This window comes from Zeaxanthinibacter enoshimensis, assembly GCF_004362865.1.
GTDB classification, from domain to species: domain Bacteria; phylum Bacteroidota; class Bacteroidia; order Flavobacteriales; family Flavobacteriaceae; genus Zeaxanthinibacter; species Zeaxanthinibacter enoshimensis.
Genome location: NZ_SNYI01000002.1, coordinates 723,902 through 745,721 on the forward strand (window position 1 = coordinate 723,902; position 21,820 = coordinate 745,721).

General features: G+C 45.8%; 21 protein-coding genes and 1 tRNA gene. 7 read left to right on the top strand and 15 right to left on the bottom strand.

Annotated features, from left to right (window positions below; all coding sequences use genetic code 11):
- Window positions 1–6 precede the first annotated feature (6 nt).
- The 5 genes from CLV82_RS09335 to CLV82_RS09355 form a co-directional block, all read right to left on the bottom strand.
- Window positions 7–498 carry a cupin domain-containing protein gene (locus CLV82_RS09335; protein ID WP_133644036.1) on the bottom strand — a complete coding sequence of 164 codons (492 nt, stop codon included), beginning with the start codon at window positions 496–498 and terminating at the stop codon, window positions 7–9.
- A gap of 16 nt (window positions 499–514) precedes the next feature.
- The gene (locus tag CLV82_RS09340; RefSeq protein WP_133644037.1) at window positions 515–1,243 is read right to left on the bottom strand and encodes a carboxymuconolactone decarboxylase family protein; all 729 of its coding nucleotides are present in this window, start codon (window positions 1,241–1,243) and stop codon (window positions 515–517) included.
- 287 nt (window positions 1,244–1,530) lie between these two features.
- Entirely contained in the window at window positions 1,531–2,307 is a 777-nt protein-coding gene (locus CLV82_RS09345; protein ID WP_208107975.1) for a hypothetical protein, read from the bottom strand.
- Between the two features lie 9 nt (window positions 2,308–2,316).
- Window positions 2,317–2,724, bottom strand: coding sequence for a nuclear transport factor 2 family protein (locus CLV82_RS09350; RefSeq protein ID WP_133644038.1), 408 nt, complete (start codon window positions 2,722–2,724; stop codon window positions 2,317–2,319).
- 2 nt (window positions 2,725–2,726) lie between these two features.
- Window positions 2,727–3,653, bottom strand: a complete 927-nt coding sequence (locus CLV82_RS09355) for an MBL fold metallo-hydrolase (protein WP_208107976.1) — start codon at window positions 3,651–3,653, stop codon at window positions 2,727–2,729.
- Window positions 3,654–3,827: 174 nt separating this feature from the next.
- Here CLV82_RS09355 and CLV82_RS09360 point away from each other — a divergent pair, with 174 nt between their 5' ends.
- From CLV82_RS09360 to CLV82_RS09370, 3 genes are all read left to right on the top strand, one after another.
- On the top strand, window positions 3,828–4,739 hold the full coding sequence (locus CLV82_RS09360; protein ID WP_133644039.1) for a helix-turn-helix domain-containing protein: 912 nt from the start codon (window positions 3,828–3,830) through the stop codon (window positions 4,737–4,739).
- A 107-nt stretch (window positions 4,740–4,846) separates the two neighbouring features.
- Window positions 4,847–5,290: a hypothetical protein gene (locus CLV82_RS09365; RefSeq protein ID WP_133644040.1), complete on the top strand. Its 444-nt coding sequence runs from the start codon at window positions 4,847–4,849 to the stop codon at window positions 5,288–5,290.
- Window positions 5,291–5,638: 348 nt separating this feature from the next.
- Window positions 5,639–7,159, top strand: coding sequence for a tetratricopeptide repeat protein (locus tag CLV82_RS09370; RefSeq protein WP_133644041.1), 1,521 nt, complete (start codon window positions 5,639–5,641; stop codon window positions 7,157–7,159).
- A gap of 20 nt (window positions 7,160–7,179) precedes the next feature.
- Here the strand turns inward: CLV82_RS09370 and mnmE are convergent, their stop codons facing one another.
- Complete coding sequence (gene mnmE / locus CLV82_RS09375; RefSeq protein WP_133644042.1) at window positions 7,180–8,559, bottom strand: tRNA uridine-5-carboxymethylaminomethyl(34) synthesis GTPase MnmE; 1,380 nt, start codon at window positions 8,557–8,559, stop codon at window positions 7,180–7,182.
- A 121-nt stretch (window positions 8,560–8,680) separates the two neighbouring features.
- On the opposite strand from mnmE, the gene CLV82_RS09380 reads away from it, so the two are divergent.
- Window positions 8,681–9,043 carry a DUF4870 domain-containing protein gene (locus CLV82_RS09380; RefSeq protein WP_133644043.1) on the top strand — a complete coding sequence of 121 codons (363 nt, stop codon included), beginning with the start codon at window positions 8,681–8,683 and terminating at the stop codon, window positions 9,041–9,043.
- Window positions 9,044–9,102: 59 nt separating this feature from the next.
- Here CLV82_RS09380 and dnaN read toward each other — a convergent pair whose 3' ends face one another.
- From dnaN to CLV82_RS09405, 5 genes are all read right to left on the bottom strand, one after another.
- Window positions 9,103–10,221, bottom strand: a complete 1,119-nt coding sequence (gene dnaN / locus CLV82_RS09385) for a DNA polymerase III subunit beta (protein ID WP_133644044.1) — start codon at window positions 10,219–10,221, stop codon at window positions 9,103–9,105.
- Window positions 10,222–10,338: 117 nt separating this feature from the next.
- Window positions 10,339–12,006, bottom strand: a complete 1,668-nt coding sequence (gene gldG, locus CLV82_RS09390) for a gliding motility-associated ABC transporter substrate-binding protein GldG (RefSeq protein ID WP_133644045.1) — start codon at window positions 12,004–12,006, stop codon at window positions 10,339–10,341.
- A complete protein-coding gene (gene gldF, locus CLV82_RS09395) occupies window positions 12,006–12,737 on the bottom strand; it encodes a gliding motility-associated ABC transporter permease subunit GldF (RefSeq protein ID WP_133644046.1) in 732 nt (243 codons plus the stop codon). Before gldF ends, gldG begins: the two co-directional genes overlap by 1 nt.
- A gap of 4 nt (window positions 12,738–12,741) precedes the next feature.
- Complete coding sequence (locus CLV82_RS09400; RefSeq protein WP_133644047.1) at window positions 12,742–13,038, bottom strand: putative quinol monooxygenase; 297 nt, start codon at window positions 13,036–13,038, stop codon at window positions 12,742–12,744.
- On the bottom strand, window positions 13,039–13,869 hold the full coding sequence (locus tag CLV82_RS09405; protein ID WP_133644048.1) for an SAM hydrolase/SAM-dependent halogenase family protein: 831 nt from the start codon (window positions 13,867–13,869) through the stop codon (window positions 13,039–13,041).
- Between the two features lie 127 nt (window positions 13,870–13,996).
- On the opposite strand from CLV82_RS09405, the gene CLV82_RS09410 reads away from it, so the two are divergent.
- Window positions 13,997–14,950: a PhoH family protein gene (locus tag CLV82_RS09410; RefSeq protein WP_133644049.1), complete on the top strand. Its 954-nt coding sequence runs from the start codon at window positions 13,997–13,999 to the stop codon at window positions 14,948–14,950.
- Window positions 14,950–15,900, top strand: coding sequence for a phosphoribosylaminoimidazolesuccinocarboxamide synthase (locus CLV82_RS09415; protein WP_133644050.1), 951 nt, complete (start codon window positions 14,950–14,952; stop codon window positions 15,898–15,900). The genes CLV82_RS09410 and CLV82_RS09415 overlap by 1 nt, the downstream gene beginning before the upstream one ends.
- Before the next feature lie 12 nt (window positions 15,901–15,912).
- Here the strand turns inward: CLV82_RS09415 and CLV82_RS09420 are convergent, their stop codons facing one another.
- Window positions 15,913–16,566, bottom strand: coding sequence for a 3'-5' exonuclease (locus CLV82_RS09420; protein WP_133644051.1), 654 nt, complete (start codon window positions 16,564–16,566; stop codon window positions 15,913–15,915).
- Complete coding sequence (locus CLV82_RS09425) at window positions 16,563–18,485, bottom strand: DUF294 nucleotidyltransferase-like domain-containing protein (protein WP_133644052.1); 1,923 nt, start codon at window positions 18,483–18,485, stop codon at window positions 16,563–16,565. Before CLV82_RS09425 ends, CLV82_RS09420 begins: the two co-directional genes overlap by 4 nt.
- Before the next feature lie 647 nt (window positions 18,486–19,132).
- Between CLV82_RS09425 and CLV82_RS09430 the strand changes: the two genes are divergently transcribed.
- Window positions 19,133–19,858: an energy transducer TonB gene (locus CLV82_RS09430; protein WP_133644053.1), complete on the top strand. Its 726-nt coding sequence runs from the start codon at window positions 19,133–19,135 to the stop codon at window positions 19,856–19,858.
- Between the two features lie 105 nt (window positions 19,859–19,963).
- Here CLV82_RS09430 and CLV82_RS09435 read toward each other — a convergent pair whose 3' ends face one another.
- On the bottom strand, window positions 19,964–21,196 hold the full coding sequence (locus tag CLV82_RS09435; RefSeq protein WP_133644054.1) for a DUF418 domain-containing protein: 1,233 nt from the start codon (window positions 21,194–21,196) through the stop codon (window positions 19,964–19,966).
- 448 nt (window positions 21,197–21,644) lie between these two features.
- Window positions 21,645–21,718 (bottom strand) — tRNA-Met (locus CLV82_RS09440).
- Window positions 21,719–21,820 lie beyond the last annotated feature (102 nt).

Consider the following 21,820-nt stretch of genomic DNA (forward strand, 5'->3'; position numbering starts at 1 on the left):
TTTTATTTAATCTTTGGTATGATCTGATCTGTATTGCTCGTCCGTAACAGCCTCCAGCCATTCAGTGGGTCCGCTTACCCGGCTGGTGATGGCTAATTGAACAAATTCCGAATCAGGACCGGCGCCGTGCCAATGAGGGAGGTTTGCCGGGCACTTTACGACATCTCCTTTACGAAGTATCCTCTTTTTGCTACCTTTTTCCTGGTAATATCCTGTACCCTCTAGAGCCAGGATAATTTGCCCGTTGGGATGGGAATGCCAGTTTGTACGGGCTCCGGGGGCAAAGGTTACATTGCCAACGGAATTCCGATTAATGCTATCGGCAGTAATAAGCATTTGTACCCAGGCATCACCTACGAAATTACTATTGGTAATTTTTTCTCCTTTCGGAAAGATCTCGGTCGTGTCATTTTCGGCCAGGTTTGCATCTTCTTCTTGTTTACAGGAGATGAGCATCATAGCGATTAGGGCGACAGGTAACAGTAATTTGCTTCTCATAAAACGAGGCTTAAAATTATTTTAATAAAGAGCTTAAGACTTCCCGGGCCGATTGGATCTTCTCTTTCTCCAGGTGTTGCTCAAGTAAGTTTATTGCTTCTTCTAATTGATAAGGAGTAAGCCCCTGTATCAGACATATATTCATATGGGAGCGCAACATGGGTTCCACCCCACCTATGGTCATCAAAACAGAAATGGTGACTAGTTCTCTTTGCTGGTAATTCAGCACATCTCGATCAAAAATATCGGCAAATAGATGTTCTTTTAAAAAGACTTCGATGATAGGAGCAAATTGTGCATAATCAGTACCAGGGCCATCCAGTTTTGTCTTTAATAAGGCTTCCAGATTGGCTTTTCCCCGCTCATATTTAGTGCGGTCGTCCTGTACAGGTGAGGCCTCGGCTCCCATTCTATCTTCGATACCCCTGGCTTTCCGTTCCTCCAGGACTTTTATAAAAGTCCGTAAACCTCGCAAACTGCGGGGAAAGCCGCAATAGGCATAGAGATGTACCATGACCTCTTTGATCTCGTTTACGGTCATCCCGGTCTCAAGTCCTGTAGTCAGGGCAGCTTCCAGGTCGTCCAGGTCGCCCTTTGCAGTCAATGAAGCAATGGTTATTAACGAACGTTGTTTACTATCTATTTGGGAGGTGGATTCTGTACCGTCTTGCGCTTTCAAGTTCTCAGAAAACCCAAATAGCGCTGAAAAGAATAACAGACACAGTATTGGTTTTAGATATTTCATATGAAATATTTTAAGTCTATTCATCTAATACAAAAGCATAATGCTTGTGCATCCATAAAAATAAGGATTGTTGAAACCGCTATGTTTACCCTGATTACGGTTTTGTCTACCCTAATTACAGATAATCCTGGTGATATGTCAATTACTGCCTCATAGTATAAATATAAAGGTTTACAAAACGCTTATGAAACTAAAAGGGAGTCGCTTCGTTTACTATCTGATTAATTTTAAGACTCATGAATATGAGCTATAAGATTAGCAATAAGGTAATTTTTTAGCCTTCAAACTTATTGGTTTTGATTTCCGGTAATTTTCCTCCCTGTCCCTCCAAAACTATAATTCAAGGATACATTCCAAGTGAAACTTTCTTCAGGTGCAATTTCGGTATCGATTGCCTTGTTCAGAATGGCGGAAAGGGAGAAAGGAAAATCTCTTTTGCCCAGGGTCAGAAAAGCGACTGTATAAAACCCTTTTAAGGCATCGGTCGTCAGGTAATATACCTGGGGTGATATATTTAAATAGAGGTCATCCGTGATAGAAATATAAGTCAGTGTCGTATTCAGTACCAAAAAATTAGTGGTTTTAATTCCCGCGTCAAATCCCTGGCCACGTAAATAGTATACACCGAAACTTACCTGCTCGGAAATCTTATAATTCGGTACTAATTCGAGCGCAAGGTAACGTCGGGATTCCAGGATGTCTTCGGACTGCCCGTCCCTGAGAACTGAGACTGTTCTGAAATTCAGTGCGGGGTGAGCTCCGATGCGGAAGGAGAACCGGTCCTTTTCAATGGCTTTGTAACGAAACCAGAATAGGAATGACCAGGGTTTACCTTCAAGGGCAAAACGCATATCTGGTTCAAAACTCAATCTTCCTTTGGTAGACTTTAAATCGAAAAGCAAAGCCGGATCGCCCAAGGAAAAAGAGGGTACCAAAGAGATACCGTTATGGGTGACGCTGGCCGTTCCCCGAAAATCATCAAGGAATTTCCCGCCCTCTTTTTGAGCTTTTCCGATGGCTATCCCCAAAAATAAGAATAGTAGTATGTGTAAAGTGTTTTTCATTTTTACGGCTTATCCTGCAAGCTTGGAAAAAACCAATGTCCATTTCGCCAAACCATCGTAAGAACGTGTAACCTCAATACTTTCGATTACAACAGTAGGGTTGCCACCGATAAAACGCACCGAATCCGAAACATAGTCATCATTGGCCATTTTTCTTATTACCTCCATCTTAGGATTCTTCATGTTCAGATGAAAGCCGTTTATTAAAAGCTTTAGGTTATCGAGGCCAACTTGCCCCCCTCTTGAATGATTTAAAATGTCATCGGCAATGATTCTATCTAGCTTATCAACATCCCCGGTTTTAAAAACGCCCATCAATACCGTGTCAGCTTTCATATTGACCTGTTGCACAGAGTTTGAACCATCGCAGGCTGCAAATAAAATACCAAATGCAAGCAAAAGAAAATACTTCATCATTATTACTTTTTTATGCGTTCGAGGGTAAATGGTTCCCCGGGCGCCAATACCACAATCCTTTCCGGATTAACCACCACGTCATTCAGGTCTTTCGGATCGGCATTAAAGGGAGGGAAATCGGGAGCGTCAACCGACCCCCAATGATTGAGAAGCAAGATGGTATTCGGGTAGGCATTTGCCAATTTTACGGCACCTTTAAAGGTAAAATGCCATTCGCTATCCGACCAATCAAATAGAATTGCATCGGGTGTGGGCATGGTTAGGTGTTCGGGCATCAATTTGGAATCTCCGGTTGCCCAAATGGTCCCGTCAGGGGTTTCTATCCAAAATCCACAGGAATCCTCATCCTTAAAATTTCTTGGGCTTGTACCCGGATAGGCATTTTGCCATGCGTGGTCTACAGGGGTTACCGTTATCTGTACGGGTCCAACCTTAAAAACAGCGCCAATATCATGGCCCATGCCCGGCAACCCTTCATTTCTTAACAACGAGCCGACAAATTGGGTACTGTGGTAAGACTTGGTAACTTCTGACAAATCGTTAGTTGTTGGTACACTATAATGATCATTATCCGCATGGGTGACCAATACGGCATCTAAATTGGGAACCTCTTCGGTTTTTATTGGATATTCTATCATTACAGGCATATCAAAACCTTTGAGGAGTGGGTCAACCATCATGGTAGTGCCCCTACTGTTTATGAAAAAGCCCCCCATGCCAAGCCATCGCAAGGTGGTTTTGTCAGACGGATCAAAGGCCTCCGCTCCAAAAGCCTGTGTCGAGGGCGCCTTTGCTTGATACTTTTTGGTTTCCGTGCTTTCAGTGATTATCTGGCTCTGCAAATGTGCCATTGCCAGAAAAAAAGCAAGGAAAGTCAACAATACGGTTGACCTATCATATTTCGATGTTATAATCAATATTGTTTTCATACTTTCTTTGTTATACTCTACAGGTTTTGTATTCCATGACACGAAAGTAAGACCGTCAAGGTCAAATTTAAGTACCTAGATTACGGATAATCATACCATTATTACGGCTTTTCGCTAAGCCTCTTGATTTATTGTAAATCAATCGCTTATCTTTAGTTTAAAATCGAAAGTGAAATGAATAACATTTTGGAAATCAAAGCAGTATCGGACTATTGCAAATTGCGACATTATGAAGTGTTACATCCTTTGGTTAGTATTGTGGATTTTGATAAAGTGGACCTAACCAAATATACCAATGAACCTTATGAGGCCTTTCGTTATCATTGTTATGCCGTTTTTCTAAAGGATGCCAAGGGCTGTAAGCTACAATATGGTGGCAAGGACTATGATTATGATGAGGGCACACTAGTCTTCATGGGACCGGGACAACTAGTGGAACTGGGCGACTACGATCCCGATTATGTTCCTAAGGGATATGCGCTGCTCTTTCATCCCGACCTATTATTGGGTACCGAATTGGCCAAGAAAATGCACCAGTACAATTTTTTTTCGTATTCCACTCACGAGGCCTTGCACCTATCCACTAAGGAACGAAAGGTAATTTTAAGCGTTTTGGACAAGATCCAGTTCGAACTGGAACAGAACCTGGACAAGCATAGCAAAAAACTGATCGTGGCCAACATAGAACTATTCTTGGATTATTGCCTTCGGTTCTATGATCGGCAGTTTTTGACGCGCGAAGTTGTGAACCAAGGTTCTTTGAAAAAATTTGATGTTCTGCTGAACGAGTATCTTTCTTCGGAGAAACCTAAAACCCACGGACTGCCTTCCGTACGCTATTTTGCCGACAAACTACACTTGTCTCCCAATTACTTTGGTGACTTGGTGAAAAAGGAAACTGAAAAGTCTGCCCAGGAATACATTCAAACCAAACTTATCGAGGTGGCCAAGGAAAAGGTTTTTGATCACAGCAAGTCGGTCAGCGAGATCGCATACGAACTGGGATTTAAATATCCGCAACATTTCAGCAGGCTTTTTAAAAAGCGGGTGGGACAGTCCCCCAAGGATTTCCGGATGCTGAATTAGGTCATCACAAATATTGTGATAATACAGTTTAAGGAAATTTATTAGTGCAATTTAGTAGGGTTTTTTTCGTTTTAGTTGTTATTGCTTAAACCCCAAATTAACCCATTATGCGATTTTTAAAATTTTACTTAGTATTATTTGTTGGCGCTCTGGCCGTAACATCGGTGAGCTGCAGCAAAGAAGATGACGCCATGGCTCAAGTGCGAGTTAATGGTACCGTTCTCTTTGAAGACGGTGATGACTTTAACGGCGATGTAGATGGTGATTTCACCGGTACCGGCGGCAATGCAGACCGAACCTTTATCTGGAACAACTCCAGTGCCACCGCAGAGTACAATGCAGATATCACTGCTGGAGTTGACGGAAGTTTCCGAATGGTTGTACAAGATGCAGAAGGTATGATCGTCTTGGACCGTAACCTCAGCGGAAACGCTGACCAGGATTCCTTCTCAGGAGTTACTGAAGCCGGAGTATCCGGAATCTGGAGCGTTACTATTACCCTTACTAATTTTTCAGGTGACGGTAGTTTTTCACTGAGCCAAGGCAATTAAACCTTTAACAAAACTAATTATACATCCCCTGGCTAATAGCCGGGGGTTTTTATTTTAGGCCTGCCACGATATTATTCGTGATTAGGTAACCAGGTTATAGTTACGAGTGATGGAGGTAAGCGTGTCCTTCGATCGAATCTATGATTTATGGTTTTGGTATTCCGCAAGGCACCGGTATTTACAAAATTGGCAGTTGTTCTTTCAGCTCTTCAACCTCATCACCTGGAATCAACAAATCTTAACCTGCCTTTACTCTGAGTTCCGTGGGGTGAACTGGTGTTTTTCTCCTGAATAAATCAGTAACTTTATGGTAATAATCAGTTCTTCAGCTGAATAAAGTCCAGGGCCATGAAATTCATTGTAATACTCACTGCTGCAATACTCTTTTTAAGCTGTAAAAGAGATACACCTAAAACAGAATTCCTCGGGATGGTTAATCTCGAAGTCAGCGGGAGCTCAGAAGCCGTTTCTGAATTTGAAAGGGGACTCCTGTTATTGCATTCATTCGAATACGAGGATGCCCGGGAATCCTTCCGCGAAGCACAAAGACTGGATCCAGAAATGCCCATGGCTTATTGGGGAGAAGTGATGACCTATAACCACAGCCTTTGGTCCGAACAGGACTATGAGCAGGGGGTAGGGGTATTAAAGAGATTAGATTCCATCAGAACTTATAACGATGCATCAGAACTAGAGCAGGATTTCATTCAGGCCGTAAAGATCCTGTTTGCTGCAAATAAAGAAAAAGCAGAACGGGATGTGGCCTATTCGCAATATATGGAACGCTTGTTGAAAAAATATCCTGACAACCATGAGGTCGCTGCGTTTTATGCCTTATCACTGCTGGGTTCTGTTCCGGACGGGCGCGATGAAGAACTCTACGGGAAGGGAGCTAAGATTGCGCTGGGGATCCTGGCTGAAAATCCTGAACACCCGGGAGCCTTGCATTATACGATCCACTCTTACGATGACCCTAAACACGCCGCCCTGGCCCTGGAAGCTGCTAATGCCTATGCGAAGGTAGCCCCTGATGCCAGTCACGCCTTGCATATGCCTTCCCATATTTACGTGGCCATGGGGATGTGGGACCGGGTTGTATCGTCTAATATCGACTCCTACCAGGCCAGTTTGAACAGGATGAAGCGGAAGCAGTTGGATAATGACGCCCGGGGATACCATGCCTACCACTGGCTGGAGTATGGGTATTTACAGCAGGATAACAGGGCAGAAGCCCGGAAGATGGTCCTGGACATGCAGCAATACATGAATGAAAAACCTTCGCCCAGGGCACGGGTACATATGGTCTTCTTAAAAGGGACTTACCTGAATGAGACCGATGAATGGGATAGTCCCATAGCAGGTATCCCGGTACAAATTTCCGACCTGAATATATCTGTCCGGACCCAGTACAACTTCTTAGAAGGGATGAAAGGATATGGTGCAAAGGATACGATGCTCATGGATAGTATCATTACATTAATGGAATACGATATAAAGCGGGAAACCTATGTACAGGGAAATGCGGCTTCCACTCTGTGTTCTAACGTTACACGGGCTGAGGCAACGCCGTCAGATATTGTTTCCGCCCAGGCCAGGCAACAACAGCTCCTGGCATTACGGGAAGATCTGGCCGGAAGTCATACAGAGGCTGAAGAACACCTGCTGAGATCCATAGAACTTGAGGAGAGTATCAGTTATAACTATGGTCCGCCTCCAATCCAGAAACCTACCCGGGAGCTTTATGCAGACTGGTTAGTCGCCAGGGGCAGGTATTCCGAGGCTGAAGTCCAGTACACCCTGGCCGAAAAGGCCGGCCCAAAACGAAGAAGGATCCTGGAAGGCCTGGAAAGCGTTCGAATCAATTTATAATAATTAGAATAGTGGAGATATTACTTCCCGATACAGAAGTTTGCAAAAATATTCCCGAGCAGGTCGTCCGTGCTGATCTCCCCGGTGATCTCCCCAAAATGGTAGAGGACCTGCCGGATATCGATGGCGAGCAGATCGCCGGGTAAGTCGTCTTCCATGCCCATACGCACCTTCTGGGTTGCTTCCAAGGCCTTTAACAAGGCATCGTAATGCCTGCTATTGGTGACAATGGTCTCGTTATTCCGCAAGGCACCGGTATTGACAAAATTGAGCAATTGCTCTTTTAGTTCTTCAACCCCCTCGCCTGTACTGGCCGACATAAAATGACCTTCAGGTACCTGCTGTTTCCAATGCTTTTTCTGCTCTTCACTGAGCAGGTCTGATTTGTTCATGATCACGATCAGCGGTTTCTGCGGGTATTTATTCCTGATCTTTTCCACTTCTACCTTTGCATTTTCATCGGTATCTGAACTGTCGAACAGGTAAATGACTACCTGTGCCTTATCGACCTTTTCAAAGGTTCTCTGTATCCCGATTCCTTCAACTACATCGGTAGTCTCCCGGATCCCCGCGGTATCTATAAAACGGAAACCGATCCCGCCAATAGAGATCTCGTCTTCTATGGTGTCCCTGGTGGTACCCGCGATCTCAGATACTATGGCGCGCTCTTCTTTCAACAAGGCATTGAGAAGCGTTGACTTCCCGACATTGGGAGCACCAACTATGGCAATAGGAATTCCATTCTTGATCACGTTGCCTACAGCAAACGAATCGATCAACCGCTTCAGCACTTCTTCTATTTTACTAATGAGGGCTTTAAACTGGCTACGATCGGCGAATTCCACATCTTCTTCTGCAAAATCGAGCTCCAGTTCCATCAGGGAAGCAAAATTGAGCAACTCTTCCCTCAGCATTGCGATCTCGTTGCTGAAACCTCCACGCATCTGCTGTATGGCCACCTGGTGCGAGGCCTCGTTCTCCGAGGCGATCAGGTCTGCCACCGCCTCTGCCTGGCTGAGGTCCATTTTGCCGTTAAGGAAGGCTCTCAGGGTGAATTCCCCGGCTTGTGCCATCCTGCATCCATTCCTGAGAAATAACTGCAGGATCTCCTGCTGGATATAGGGAGAACCATGGCAGGAGATCTCTACCACATCTTCCCCGGTATAGGAATTCGGGTTTTTGAAAACAGAGACCAGGACCTGGTCTATGGTGCGGTTCCCGTCCACGATATGTCCCAGATGAATGGTATGGGTTTTCTGTACAGCGAGCTTCTTCCCGCTGACAGATCGGAAAAGCCCTGAAGCTATAGCCAGAGAATCGCTCCCAGAAACCCGGATCACGGCAATTGCCCCGGCCCCGGAAGGAGTAGCTAATGCGACAATTGTATCATTCTGCACCATAAAATAAATTTTACACAAAAGTAGGGAAAAGCATTCAGCGGTGAAATCGGGCATAGCTTGTAACAAAACTGCAACAGCTGCGTCATATAAGTAACTGATTATTCACTTAATACTTATCAAAATGGAAGTTGTTAACCAAACCGGGCTTAGAAAAGACACCTCTTTACTTGTGATCACCCATTTAACACAATTGTTATGTTACGTGATCGGGTTTGGCGGGCTGATTGTTCCTTTGATCATTTGGCTGACCAGCACGGATAAGGTAGAAGGGATGGATGTACACGGGAAGGCCGCTGTGAACCTGCAATTGAGTTTATTGCTGTATGTGATCCTGAGTATCCCCGCGATCCTTTTGTTGGGATTAGGAATACTGACATTAATAGGAGCTGCTATCCTAGGATTTATACTCCCTATAGTAAACGCGGTACGAGCCAGCAATGGGGAAGAACCCACCTATTTCCTGACGATCCCCTTCATTTCTTAAAGCAAAAAATCCAGTTCATACACCATGAACAGGATTTTATATTTTATCCGGGACTTCTCTTAATTGTTGAGCATTACTGGCATTACAAGCATGGTTACGTGCTCCCCTTCATCCAGTCCGTCAATTGGGGTAAGGATACCCGCCCGGTTCGGGAGGCTCATTTCCAGTGACACTTCGTCTGCGCTGAGGTTCCCCAGCATTTCTACGAGGAAGCGCGAATTGAACCCGATCTGCATGTCGTCACCCTGGTAGGTACAGGTAAGGCGTTCTTCGGCCTTGTTGCTGTAATCTATATCCTCGGCTGAAATATTCAGTTCGGCCCCGGCGATCTTCAAACGGATCTGGTGGGTGGTCTTATTGGAGAAAATAGAAACCCTTCTTACCGAGCTCAGGAATTGGTTCCTGGAGATGGTCAGCTTGTTCGGGTTCTCTTTTGGGATAACCGCTTCGTAATTCGGATACTTTCCATCGATCAGCCTGCAGATAAGTTCAGTATTCTCAAAACTGAACTTCGCGTTACTGTCGTTGTATTCTATTTTTACCTCTTCTTCGCTGCCGGCCAGTATACCTTTCAGCAGGTTTAATGGTTTCTTAGGCATAATGAATTCGGCCACCTCTGATGCTGTTACATCTTTCCGCTGGTATTTTACCAGTTTATGGGCGTCTGTAGCCACAAAGGTGAGACTTTCGGTGGAGAACTGGAAGAATACTCCGCTCATCACCGGGCGCAGATCATCGTTTCCTGCAGCAAAAAGGGTTTTTGTTATCGCTGTTGCCAGGATATCCCCCATAATGGTAGTGGAACTCGGGTTAGATAGCTCAACTGCTTTCGGGAATTCGGCCCCATCAGCATAAGCCAGGGCATACTTACCGTGGTTGCTGCTGATCTCTACCGTATTGTTGTCCTCTACTACGAACGACAAAGGCTGTTCCGGAAAGGTTTTCAGGGTGTCTAACAGCAGTCGTGCCGGTACCGCGATCACTCCTTCAGAATCAGATTCTACTTCCAGGATGGTACTCATGGTAGTTTCCAGGTCCGAAGCGGAGACTGTAAGCTGGTTACCCTTGAGATCAAATAGGAAATTATCGAGAATGGGCAGGGTGTTACTATTGTTAATAACGCCTCCTAAAACTTGTAGTTGTTTTAATAAATAAGTACTGGAAACAAGAAATTTCATGAGTGATTTTTAATTCAAATATTGCGAATACGAAGTATGTACCGTTATATTTTTTGGAATTGCAATTAAGCAAATATATCCCAATTGTGTTAGTGTGTAAAACAAACTTATCAACACTTAGCGACTGTATTTTTTTCTCCGCAGCCAGTTGCCTCCCAGTCCGAGCAACAGGATGATGCCGATGGGAAGTCCGATGTTTATGAGCTGCCACCTGGCTTTCTGTTCTGCAACCTGCTCCTGGTCGAGGATGGGGATCTCTATTTTCTTGCTTCGGATGTTTATAAGTCCGCTGTCATCGAGCAGGTAATTCACACTGTTAATCAGGAAATCCTTGTTCCCGTAGAAATTATTGGTCCACTTATCATAACCGAGTTCCAGGGGTCTCCCGTTGCGTACCTGGTTTTCTACGAGGTCCCCGTCGGCGATGACGATCATTTTACTTTGTCCTCCTCGGGTAACCGGATTATTCAGTTCCACAGGCTTCACCCGGTTGGCGTAGGCAGAAGGGAATTCACCTTCGAGCAATACAGCCAAGGGGAAGTTCCCGGGAAGATATCGATCCTTGTCCGGGGGGGTATTGATCATATCCAGGCTGATCTGCAAGGGCGCGCCGTCAATCCTGGAGAGGGGAGAGCTGCTGTAGAGTATGGTCTTTTCTGGCCCGGTGGCCAGGGTATCAATAGTACTGGCGAATTGCATGCGGAGTGCCTCCAGGTTGGTGTTAACAGGATGATCGTTGGCCGAGAAGACCATAGGATTATAATACCAGGGCACTGGATTATACTGGGACCCGGATCCTTCCCCGCTCGCCAGGACGATCTGGGTAAAGTACAGGTCGTTCACCAGCACAGGGTTGAGTCGTACCCCGTACCTGAAAAAGAGATCGTCCAGGTTCAGGTCCCTGGGAATGGCAATAGCAGTGCCCTGTTCATTGAACAGACTGTCAAGCTCCATCGCTACAGGGTCAATTAACCACAGTGATTTTCCCCCGCCTACGATGTATTGATCTAAAACATATTTTTCAGCATCCGTGAAGGGCTCCCTGGGTTTTGCTACCAGGGCGAGGTCATAATTGCGGAGTTCGTCCAGGGTAGCCTGGGGATTTGTAGCAACAGAATCAAGGGTGATAGCTGCCAGGTTGTAATATTCTCTTAAGTTTCCCAGGAGGTCTGCGATCCTCATGTCTGCCGACTCCCCGTTCCCCTTAAGTACCGCGATCCGTTTTTTATCCTTTACAAGAAGTTTGGTGAAAGCATCAGCAAATGCGTATTCGAGGTTCTGCACCGAGCCCGTGATCCGCTGTTCCATATCCGCTCCCAGTTTGTTCTTTAATAGAGGGACCCTTACGGTCTTCTCTTTGTAATTCACCATAGCCCACGGGAATACTAATTCCTGCGACATCTTACTACCGTCTTCGACCGTGACATTGACCGGGGTTAATCCAAGTCCCTGTAAATTGGCCAGGGTTGCTTCGGCAGTTCCGGGATCTTCGAGAGGATCGACAAAGTTGAATTTTACCTGCGGGTTCTCGGAGGCAAAAGACTCCAGCACCTGCCGGGTTTCGACCTGTAGACGGGCAAATTCCGGGGGCAGGTTGCCGCTCAGCAGCACATCTACAACAACGGGCCCCTCAAATGCCCTTACCCGATCAAGCGAGGGTTGGGAAAGCGTAAAACGCTGGTCTTCTGTCATATCGATCCTGAAATGCCAGAAATTACCCAGGATAAGCACCAGTACGAAGATCACGAGGGCTGTAAGGGCCAGGTTCCATTTACTTTTTACCATTATTTTCTCTGGTTTTGGAGTCGCACAATAGCTAAAGACAGGAATAGAAATGTTGCAGCCAGGAAATACAATAGATCCCTGGAATCGAGAACGCCCCTGGCCATACTGTCAAAATGTGCCTGCATGCCAAGCTGTTGAATGGCGAGAACGGAATCGCCTTCACTAAACAAGCCCGCCAGGCCTTCAAATCCGTAGTAAGCCAGGAAACACAAGGCCAGGCCTAGTATAAAAGCAACAACCTGGTTTTCGGTGAGGGTAGAGGTGAACATCCCGATGGCGGTGTAATTCGCAGCCAGTAATAAAAGCCCGATATAGGAGCCGGTTAACACCCCGGTATCCGGACTGCTGCCGTCTATACTCAATTCAGAAATGGCAGCGACGTACAAGAGGGTGGGGAGAAGCGCCAGGATAACGAGGGCCAGGGCACCTGAGAATTTACCCAGTACAATCTGGCTTAAGGAAATGGGTTTAATGTACAGCAGTTCCAGGGTTCCCAGTTTTTTCTCTTCCGCGAAACTCTTCATGGTGATAGCCGGGATCAGTAATAGGAGCACCCATGGGGAGAGCAGGAAGAATGGGCTCAGATCTGCAAAGCCATATTCAAAAATATTGTAGGAGCCACCAAACACCCAAAGGAACAAGCCATTGAGCAGGAGGAACAGCCCGATTACCAGGTAGGCGACCGGGGTGGTGAAAAAAGAGAATATTTCCCGTTTAAAGATAGCGAGCATGAACTTAAGTTAACGTTTTGACAGGGTCAACACTCCAGGCCTCGGCCTTTTCCCTGAACAGGGGCTTTGTCTGGCCCCAGACTTGTTTAAAAAAATCAGATTTCCTGTATTGTTCCAGGTGGGCAGGGCTTTCCCACTTGCTGTAGGTAAAGAAAACCCCTTCTTTTTCCTTGTCCCTGTACAGTTCCAGGAAAAGACAACCCTCAAAGTTCCTGATCCGGTGCTTTGTCTGTTCAAAAAGTTGCTCAAAACTAGCAATATTTTCCTTCTTGAATGTCAGTTTTACTATCCTAATGAACATTTATAAAAAGTTTACAATGATGGTATCCCTGTAGTTGAGACCCAGCAGGCTGGATGCCCCACCCACGGTATTCAGGTCGCTCTTATAGATCGCAAGTTCAATGTAACCGGCAGAATTAAACAGGGCAAGCAGGTCTCCCGGGCCTTTCCGGCTCTGTGGTTCCAGCTCAAAGTTTATTATATCACTGTATTTGTTATGAACTTCGTACAGGCGTTTGTTGCGTGCCTGCAATTCAAATTTACGGCCTGCCCGGTAGGCATCAAAGAGGCTGCGTTGTATGTTGCTGATCACGTTCCCGTAGTTATCAATATAAATTACACTGCCCACGATAGTCTTACCATCATTGGTTATTCTCGGCGAGAATTCCTTTAGCTCTCTCAGTTCGTTGAAATTCTTTCCAACAACGTCCAGGGTGCCACCCCTTGCTATATGGCATGCCACCTGCACAAAGACATCGAGTACCGGGAAGGAGCCATGAGCGGGATTGGGAATTTTAATTTCAACCACTTTATCTGGTTTGATACTGGCCGTGATCAGGCTGATCACCCCGTTATTGGCAGCGATAAAGTAATGACCGTCTACCAGCACCGCCAGGTGTTTGTTCTCCGTGGTCGGTTCAGAGTCAACTCCAACGATATGGATAGTTCCTTCCGGGAAGGCTTTATAAGAGTTTTTAAGGATATAGGCACACTCCTGTATGTTGAAGGGGCTGATGTTATGAGAAATATCTACAATTTTTGCATCTTCAAGTTCCCTGTATATGGTTCCTTTTATGGCTCCTACAAAATGATCTTTAGTTCCAAAATCAGTTGTTAATGTAATGATTGCCATGCAAGACTGTTGATATTTTTTTGGTGATTCAAACCAAAATTTGGTTAAGTTTGTTTTAACAAAATTACACAAATATAGTGCTGCGCGAAATATTATTTGTGGGTAACTATCTATAAAAAATCCATCTTTGAACGAACTTAGCTTAGAACTTACCGAGATCAGTCCCAGAGAGTTTTTCGGGCACCAGAATGAGAACATTAACTTACTGAAAAAGCATTTTCCACAGCTGAAGATCGTGGCGCGAGGAAGTAAGATTAAAGTATACGGGGATGAAGAACGCCTGGATGAATTTGACAAGCGTTTCCACATGCTAACCACCCATTTTGCCAAGTACAACAAGATCGATGAGAATGTCATTGAGCGTGTACTGACGGCTGAAGGGAAAGAGGATTACGAATCGTCTGCCAGAAGCGGGGATATTCTCGTACATGGTGTGAACGGCAGGATGATAAAGGCCGAGACTGCAAACCAGCGTAAACTGGTTGATCTGAGTATGAAGAACGATATGGTCTTTGCTACCGGTCCTGCAGGAACCGGGAAAACCTATACCGGGGTCGCCCTGGCAGTCAGAGCTTTAAAAAATAAACAGGTAAAACGTATCATTCTTACAAGACCGGCCGTAGAAGCCGGGGAGAACCTGGGATTCCTTCCTGGTGACCTCAAGGAGAAATTGGACCCATACATGCAACCCTTGTACGACGCCCTCCGGGATATGATCCCAGCGGAAAGGCTGACCCAGTACATTGAGAACGGTACCATACAGATAGCCCCAATGGCATTTATGCGAGGTCGTACCCTGGATCACGCCTTCGTCATCCTAGACGAGGCACAGAATACCACTCACGCCCAAATGAAGATGTTCCTGACCCGGATGGGAAAAGATGCCAAGTTCATCATTACGGGAGATCCCGGCCAGATCGACCTGCCCCGCAGGGTGATCTCTGGTCTTAAAGAGGCCTTGCTGATCCTGAAAGACGTAGAAGGCATAGGGATGATCCAATTAGACGACAAGGACGTCATCCGTCATAAACTGGTTAAAAAGGTAATTGATGCCTATAAGAATATTGAGCACCAGAACTGATGAAACATACGCTTACCTCTACAGATTACAAGTTTCCAGGTCAGGTTTCGGTTTATAAGGGCAAGGTCCGGGAAGTATACCAATTAGAGAAAGACATCCTGGTAATGATCGCCACGGACAGGTTATCAGCATTTGATGTAGTGATGCCTAAAGGAATCCCCTTTAAAGGACAGATCCTTAACCAGATCGCTACCAAGATGATGAATGCTACAAAGGACATTGTTCCAAACTGGCTGCTCGCAACGCCAGATCCTAATGTGGCCGTAGGACATGCCTGTGAGCCTTTCAAGGTAGAAATGGTGATCCGGGGCTACCTTTCGGGACATGCAGCGCGGGAATACAAGGCGGGGAAACGTATCCTCTGCGGGGTTGCCATGCCCGAGGGGATGAAAGAGAACGACGCTTTCCCTGAGCCTATTATTACACCCGCCACCAAGGCAGAACAGGGAGATCATGACGAGGATATCAGCAGGGAGGCCATACTGCAACGCGGAATTGTCTCGGAAGAAGATTACAAGCAATTAGAGGAATATACCCGGGCATTATTTAAGCGGGGAACGGAGATCGCTGCAGAAAGAGGACTGATCCTGGTAGATACCAAGTACGAGTTCGGGAAAGCTAAGGATGGGCGTATTCTATTGATCGACGAGATCCATACCCCTGATTCTTCCCGTTATTTTTATGCTGATGGTTACGAGGAAAGGCAGGCGAAAGGGGAACCCCAAAAACAGCTTTCTAAAGAATTTGTCAGGCAGTGGCTCATCAGCCATAACTTCCAGGGACTGGAAGGACAGACCTTACCGGAAATGCCGGATGACTATATCGAAACGGTCTCCGAACGTTATATCGAGTTGTACGAAAAGATAACCGGGGAGACTTTTGTGAAGTCGAATGTATCTGATATCCAGGAGCGTATCCGTAAAAATGTGCTTAATTACTTGAAGCACTAAACAGTCTGTAAATTACATCAGGTCCATGACCGTAAGGTTCAGGTATTTCTTTCTCAGTATTTTAACTATCCGGATGAAGGCCAGGGCCGTGATGTAAGCATCGCCCAATGCCGTATGCCTGTCTTTTTTAGAGAGATTGAATTTGTCAGCTAGTTCGTCCAGGGAATATGATGGTTTTTTTTTGAGCAAGGGGGAGGCGATCAGGGTTTTTCGATACATCTTTGAAGTATCTAATGTCCTGTTTTTTAATGTGGGCAATCCCTGTCGTTTAAGTGCTTTATTGATCATGGTCATATCAAAGCGGGTGTGATGCGCCACAATAATGGCATCCCCTATATAATTGATCAGTTTGATCATGGCTTCCTTTTCCCCGAGACAATCCTTTCCCTCGTTCTTCAGTATCCCATGAACTTCGGTAGAATCACGGTTGTAGTGCTGTTGTTCCAGGTAGATCTCCAGGCAGTCGTTCACGTTGATCCTGTCTTCCCTCAGTTTCAGGGCACCGATGCATAAGATCCGGTCCGTATAGTAATCAAAGCCCGTGGTTTCTGTATCCAGGACTACGTATTCAAACTTCCAGGGGTCCTGATATAGATCATCGCTGTAGGCCTCTGTGATGGATCGCCAGAGCCGGTAAAAGAACCTTGAGAAACTGGTCTTGTTCATACCACCTTATTTGAAACCTTAAAGCGTACAGCGATCAGGGTCTGAATCTCCTTGATGGTTTTAAAAGTACGCTTGAGCTTGATCTTTTCTTCCTTGGTCAGGGTGTTCAGGGCGATGAATCGCCCGGAGTCGTGATGCAACATCCCCTGCTTAGCCCGGAATTTAAGCAGGGCTTTGGTGGCGTAGGAACAGGAAAGGTACAGTTCCCTGTTATTCTCCTCCAGTTCGGCCATTTTCTCGTAGCGTTCTACCGTACCGCTGATCGATTTGATATGCTGAGAAAGGATCAGCACCCGTGCAGCATCAGTCAGGGGCATGAGTGCCCTTCTCTTCAGGTCGAAAAAATCTTTATGGGCCCCATCCTGTTCTACCAGGAAGTCCCTGAAAAACCCGGAGGGTGAAGGGTTCTGCAGGGCCCCCTCGGCCAGGTGGTAAAAGAAGTTGGGATAATCTTTAGTCGCTTCGAAAATGTGTTGGGATAATTGATCAGCCAATTTTGTATCCCCATAAACGGTATTGTAATCGAAAAAAATGGAGGATAGCAATACCTGCTCCTTCCCGGGGTTTGATATCCAGCCGCTTACGGTGCTTTTCCATGCCATGAGGCTCATACACCAGTTACTGTTAGAAGCCATCATTTCTGCCGGGCAATATTCATAACCCAGCTGTTGCAGTGCCTTATTTACCTTGGAAGCGAACTTAAGGAAGTAATTTTGGGTAGCCTCTTCCTTTCCCGGTTCTGTATCCTGGTAAATGATAGCATTATCCTGGTCTGTCTTCAGTAATTGTTCCCGCCGGCCCTGGCTTCCCATGGCCAGCCAGGCAAAAGGTACTGGGGGAGGGGCGTGCATCTTTTCAAGACAGATATGGATGAGTTGTTTAACACATGCATCATTGAGTTCAGAAATGATCTTGAGGGTGATAGACATGGGGATATTGTTGTCCAGGTATCCCTGCAGCAACCGCATGATCCCTTTATGCGCGGCCTTCACTTGTTTAACCTTTGTGGCTCTCTTTACTGCTTTGATCAGAACAGACGGGTTGTTCCCTAGTGCAACGATCAGGTCGTTCTTTGAGATCACCCCGACTATCCTGGAATCCGGGGTGCCGTCCTCGGTAAGGCATAAATGACTTATCCCTGCCTTCATCATAGCCATCTGGGCCTGGGTGACGGTGAGGTTAGCGGGATAGGTAATTACCGGGCTGCTCATGATCTTACTGGCTTCTGCCGTAACCGGTAACTTCCCTGTGACTATGTTATTCCTGAGATCTTTATCGGTGATGATTCCCAGGGGTAATTTATCTTCGACCACCAGGACGGAACCAACTTTCTTGCTGGTCATGATTTCGGCCACTTCCTTAGCAGTCGTCTTAGGTTTACAGCAGACCGGTTTCTTGGTGAAACTGATGGGTTGAAAATCGAGCATGCGGGACGACTGGTCCAAGGTCTGGTCGCCACCGATTGCCACTGCCACCTGTTCGGCCTTCATTTTAGCATATGGGCTTCGGGTATTGGAGGCAAAGCTTTCGATCAGGAAGTTGCCTATCTCTTCATAGGTCTGGGTATAGGGTTTAAAGGTCTCGATAGGAATGGCATACAGTATACTTTCTTCGTAAGCTTTGGCCTGCAAAATGTATTCTTCCCGGGCAAGGAGAGGCCGGAGTCCGAAGATATCTCCTTCATCGCAAAGGTCGATCACCTCGTTATTGCCTTCGTTCCTCAGTTCTACCGCGCCCTTATGCACCACGTAAAAATGGGGATGTGCTGTTTCGCCCCCGGAAAAAACAACCTGGCCCTTGTCCCTGTGAACGATGGTCACCTCCTGTGATAGCAGCAGCAGGTCCTTTTCGTGGAGTTCATTAAACGGCGGGTATTTTTTCAGGAAGTCGGCTACCCTCTCCGAGATGATATTCTTCATAGAATAAAGGTACTTTATTTATAAAATGCGGACAATTAAATATCCGGGGATCGCAGCATGTGGGTGGGCGGTTAATTGTGAATCCTCAGTTACACTAGTATTCAACAATAGAACTACACTGCCATTAAGAAGGGAAACCAAAAAAAAAATAAAACACCCCTGCATGCATGCTGCATTGGACAACTGTATTTTAAAACCGGGGAGGGGAGGGTACTTTACCCCGGGAAGAATTCCAGGTACTCCTTTTTCGGCGTGGAAAATTACTAACTGCCCCTGCAAGCTTCCTGCATTGGCCTCATGTACCTTATAACCGGGGAGGGGAGGGTACTTTACCCCGGTAAGAATTCTAGGTACTCCTTTTTCGGCATGGAAAATTATTAACCGCCCCTGCAAGCTTCCTGCATTGGCCCCATGTACCTTACAACCGGGGAGGTGAGGGTGTTATACCCCGGCTCATAATTCCGGCACTTCCTTTTCACAAAAAAACTTAACCGCCCCTGCAAGCTTCCTGCATGGGCCACATGTACCTTATAACCGGGGAGGGGAGGGTGCTTTACCCCGTTTTGCATATAACTCAGTTCAGGACTGACCAAAATCAGTGTTTTAAAGCTATTTGCATACTAACTTAAATGTCAAATTTTGAGGTCATGCAAGTTAAAAAGAATCCCAAGGCAGATCTGGACCGTTACAGCGGGCTCTATTTTGTGATAGGACTTGCCATAGTGCTCTTTGTGGTGTGGAGGGCTCTGGAGTACAAAAGTTATGAGACTGTCAAGAATGAAATAGTCATGTCTTACCTGGAAGAACCGGACCTGGACGAAGAGGTGCCGGTGACCAAAAGCCTGCTGTTACCCCCACCGCCTGTAATGCCTGCAACCCCGGTGGTGATCGAGATCGTTGAGGATACCAAGGAAATAGAAGAAACACTTATCCTGAGTACAGAAGTGGACCAGGAAACCGCTGTTGCCGAACGTGTAATGAGTGTGGACGAGGTGATAGTGGATGAAGAAGAGGAAGAGATCACAGTACCTTTCGCAGTGATCGAAGATGTACCGGTATTCCCCGGATGCGAGGAAGGTACCAAGGAGGAGATCCGGCAGTGCTTCCAGGAGAAGATACAGCTACATGTCCGAAAACACTTCCAGTATCCCCCAATTGCCGCGGAAATGGCAATTCAGGGCAGGGTATACGTACAGTTTGTTATTAATACCGATGGTTATGTCACCGACATCCGCAGCAGGGGTCCTGATAAGCTGCTGGAAAAGGAAGCGGAGCGTATTATCGCTTCCCTGCCCCGGATGACCCCCGGTAAACAAAGGGGCAGACCGGTAAAGGTGCCGTACAGTATCCCGATCAATTTTAAGTTGCTTTAGAACTGTCTGAGTAGTTTTGATAGTTTGAAAGGGAATGGTCATTGCGGATTGTAAAGCCTGCTGTCGTAACCCCGTGACAATAGTGAGCCTTGTAACTATAAAATCTTATCGCTGGATGGTCTTGATTTTTACCCTGCGCAAGCTTAATATCTCCCTGTATGAAAAACACCTCCAGATCCATTCCAACGGACCATATCGAAAGAAAGTTAACCACCACCGACTCAGTAATACCTGCACTACAAAAATGAGGATCGCGATGATCAGCGTTTGGGAAGGGCTAAGGGTTTCATATAAACCTAGTCCAAAGGATGTAAACAGGAAGACGCCAATCACACTTTGAAACAGGTAATTTGTAAGCGCCATTCTCCCCGCATACCTTAATGGGCTCAGGATTCTTCTGGTAACCTCGTACTTCCATAACCATCCTATTAGCCAAAGATAAAACAAGCCCATAAATACATCTGAAACTACCATCGCTTTGATCAATAATGGTCTCACCCCCGGATCCCGGTAAAAATCCAACCCAGGCAAGACAAACAGGAAAAGCAGCCTGTAACCATTGGTGATCAGGAATAAAATAAGCATCGGGTGCATAATTTTTTCGGCTAATTCTTCTAGGGCCGTGTGCCACTTTTTTTTACCCAGGTACAATCCTAGCAGGAACATGGAAAATGCAAGTGGTGCCAGGAAACCTAATAGCATGGGAAGGTTTGCCTTATACTCTGCTAACCTCAGTGAAAGCTGGCTTACGAAACCCTGTTCGCGGATCACCTCCCTTACCGAAGCTGCATCATACGTCTCGATCATACTGCCAGGCAGCACTCCCAAACTATTGAATATATGTTCGAGTATCGGGTCATAACTAGGATAGATCAGGAGGATTAATGCGGATAACAAAAGCAGGCGGCCCGGAAGCCGTAACAGGAGAGGAACGAAGAAACCCAGAATGGCATAAATATGAAGTACATCCCCGGACCAGAGCAACAGTATATGTAAAACACCGAATAGTAAAAGCCCGAACATCCTTCTTGCGAAAAATGTATAGGTGTATTCTTCTTTTTCAATCAATCGTAATGCCTGCATTGAGATTCCCAGGCCAAAGAGCAGGGAGAAGATCGGGAAAAATTTGGTATAAAAGAACAACTGAAGAGCCCGCTGTGCTGCCTGGTCCCAAAATCCATTAAACTGCGATAGGAAATTGTCCTGGTTCAGGTAGGTGGAATTCATGATCACGATATTTACCACGAAGATTCCTAGTAGCGCAAAACCTCGGTAAACATCCAGAAGCATGATCCGTCCCCTTGAGGAAGAAGACAAATCAGAAGTGGTTGGTTGCATGGGTACTAATATAATCGAATTTGGGAAAACAGATGAGCCAGGAGGGGCTAGGTGGGGTAATGATATTAAGGGTTGGATTGACGTTAGAACATTTGTTGAGGTAGCTGCCTGTGTGCTATCCGTCCATCTGTCACCATTTCCTAAATCGGTGTTAAAGTTCAAATAACATTTGCTTATGTTCAATCCTTGAACTACTTTAGTAAGACTTAAACTTCAGTAGTAAAATACTGAGACCTAAGTCAGAAAACCTTTGGAGAAATCTGAAGGTTTTCTTGTTTTCACCCCTCCCGAACTGACCTTCCACCACCTTGAATCTTATCGTTGCGCCACCTGGTTCCTGTCTGCTCTATTCAATTAACCGTATTATACCGTCTACCCCCACTCGGAATCTTAAACGGTTGCATCAATGCATAAAAAAAACGGACCACAAAAGTGATCCGTTTTACAGTAGCGAGAGGGAGACTTGAACTCCCGACCTCAGGGTTATGAATCCTGCGCTCTAACCACCTGAGCTACCTCGCCGAAAGGGCTGCAAATATAAAGGTTAATTTTTTGTTCATCAAAATTTAAGGAAGCAAAAATATTCCTATTTAATTATTTTTTTATCATACAGATTTCTATATA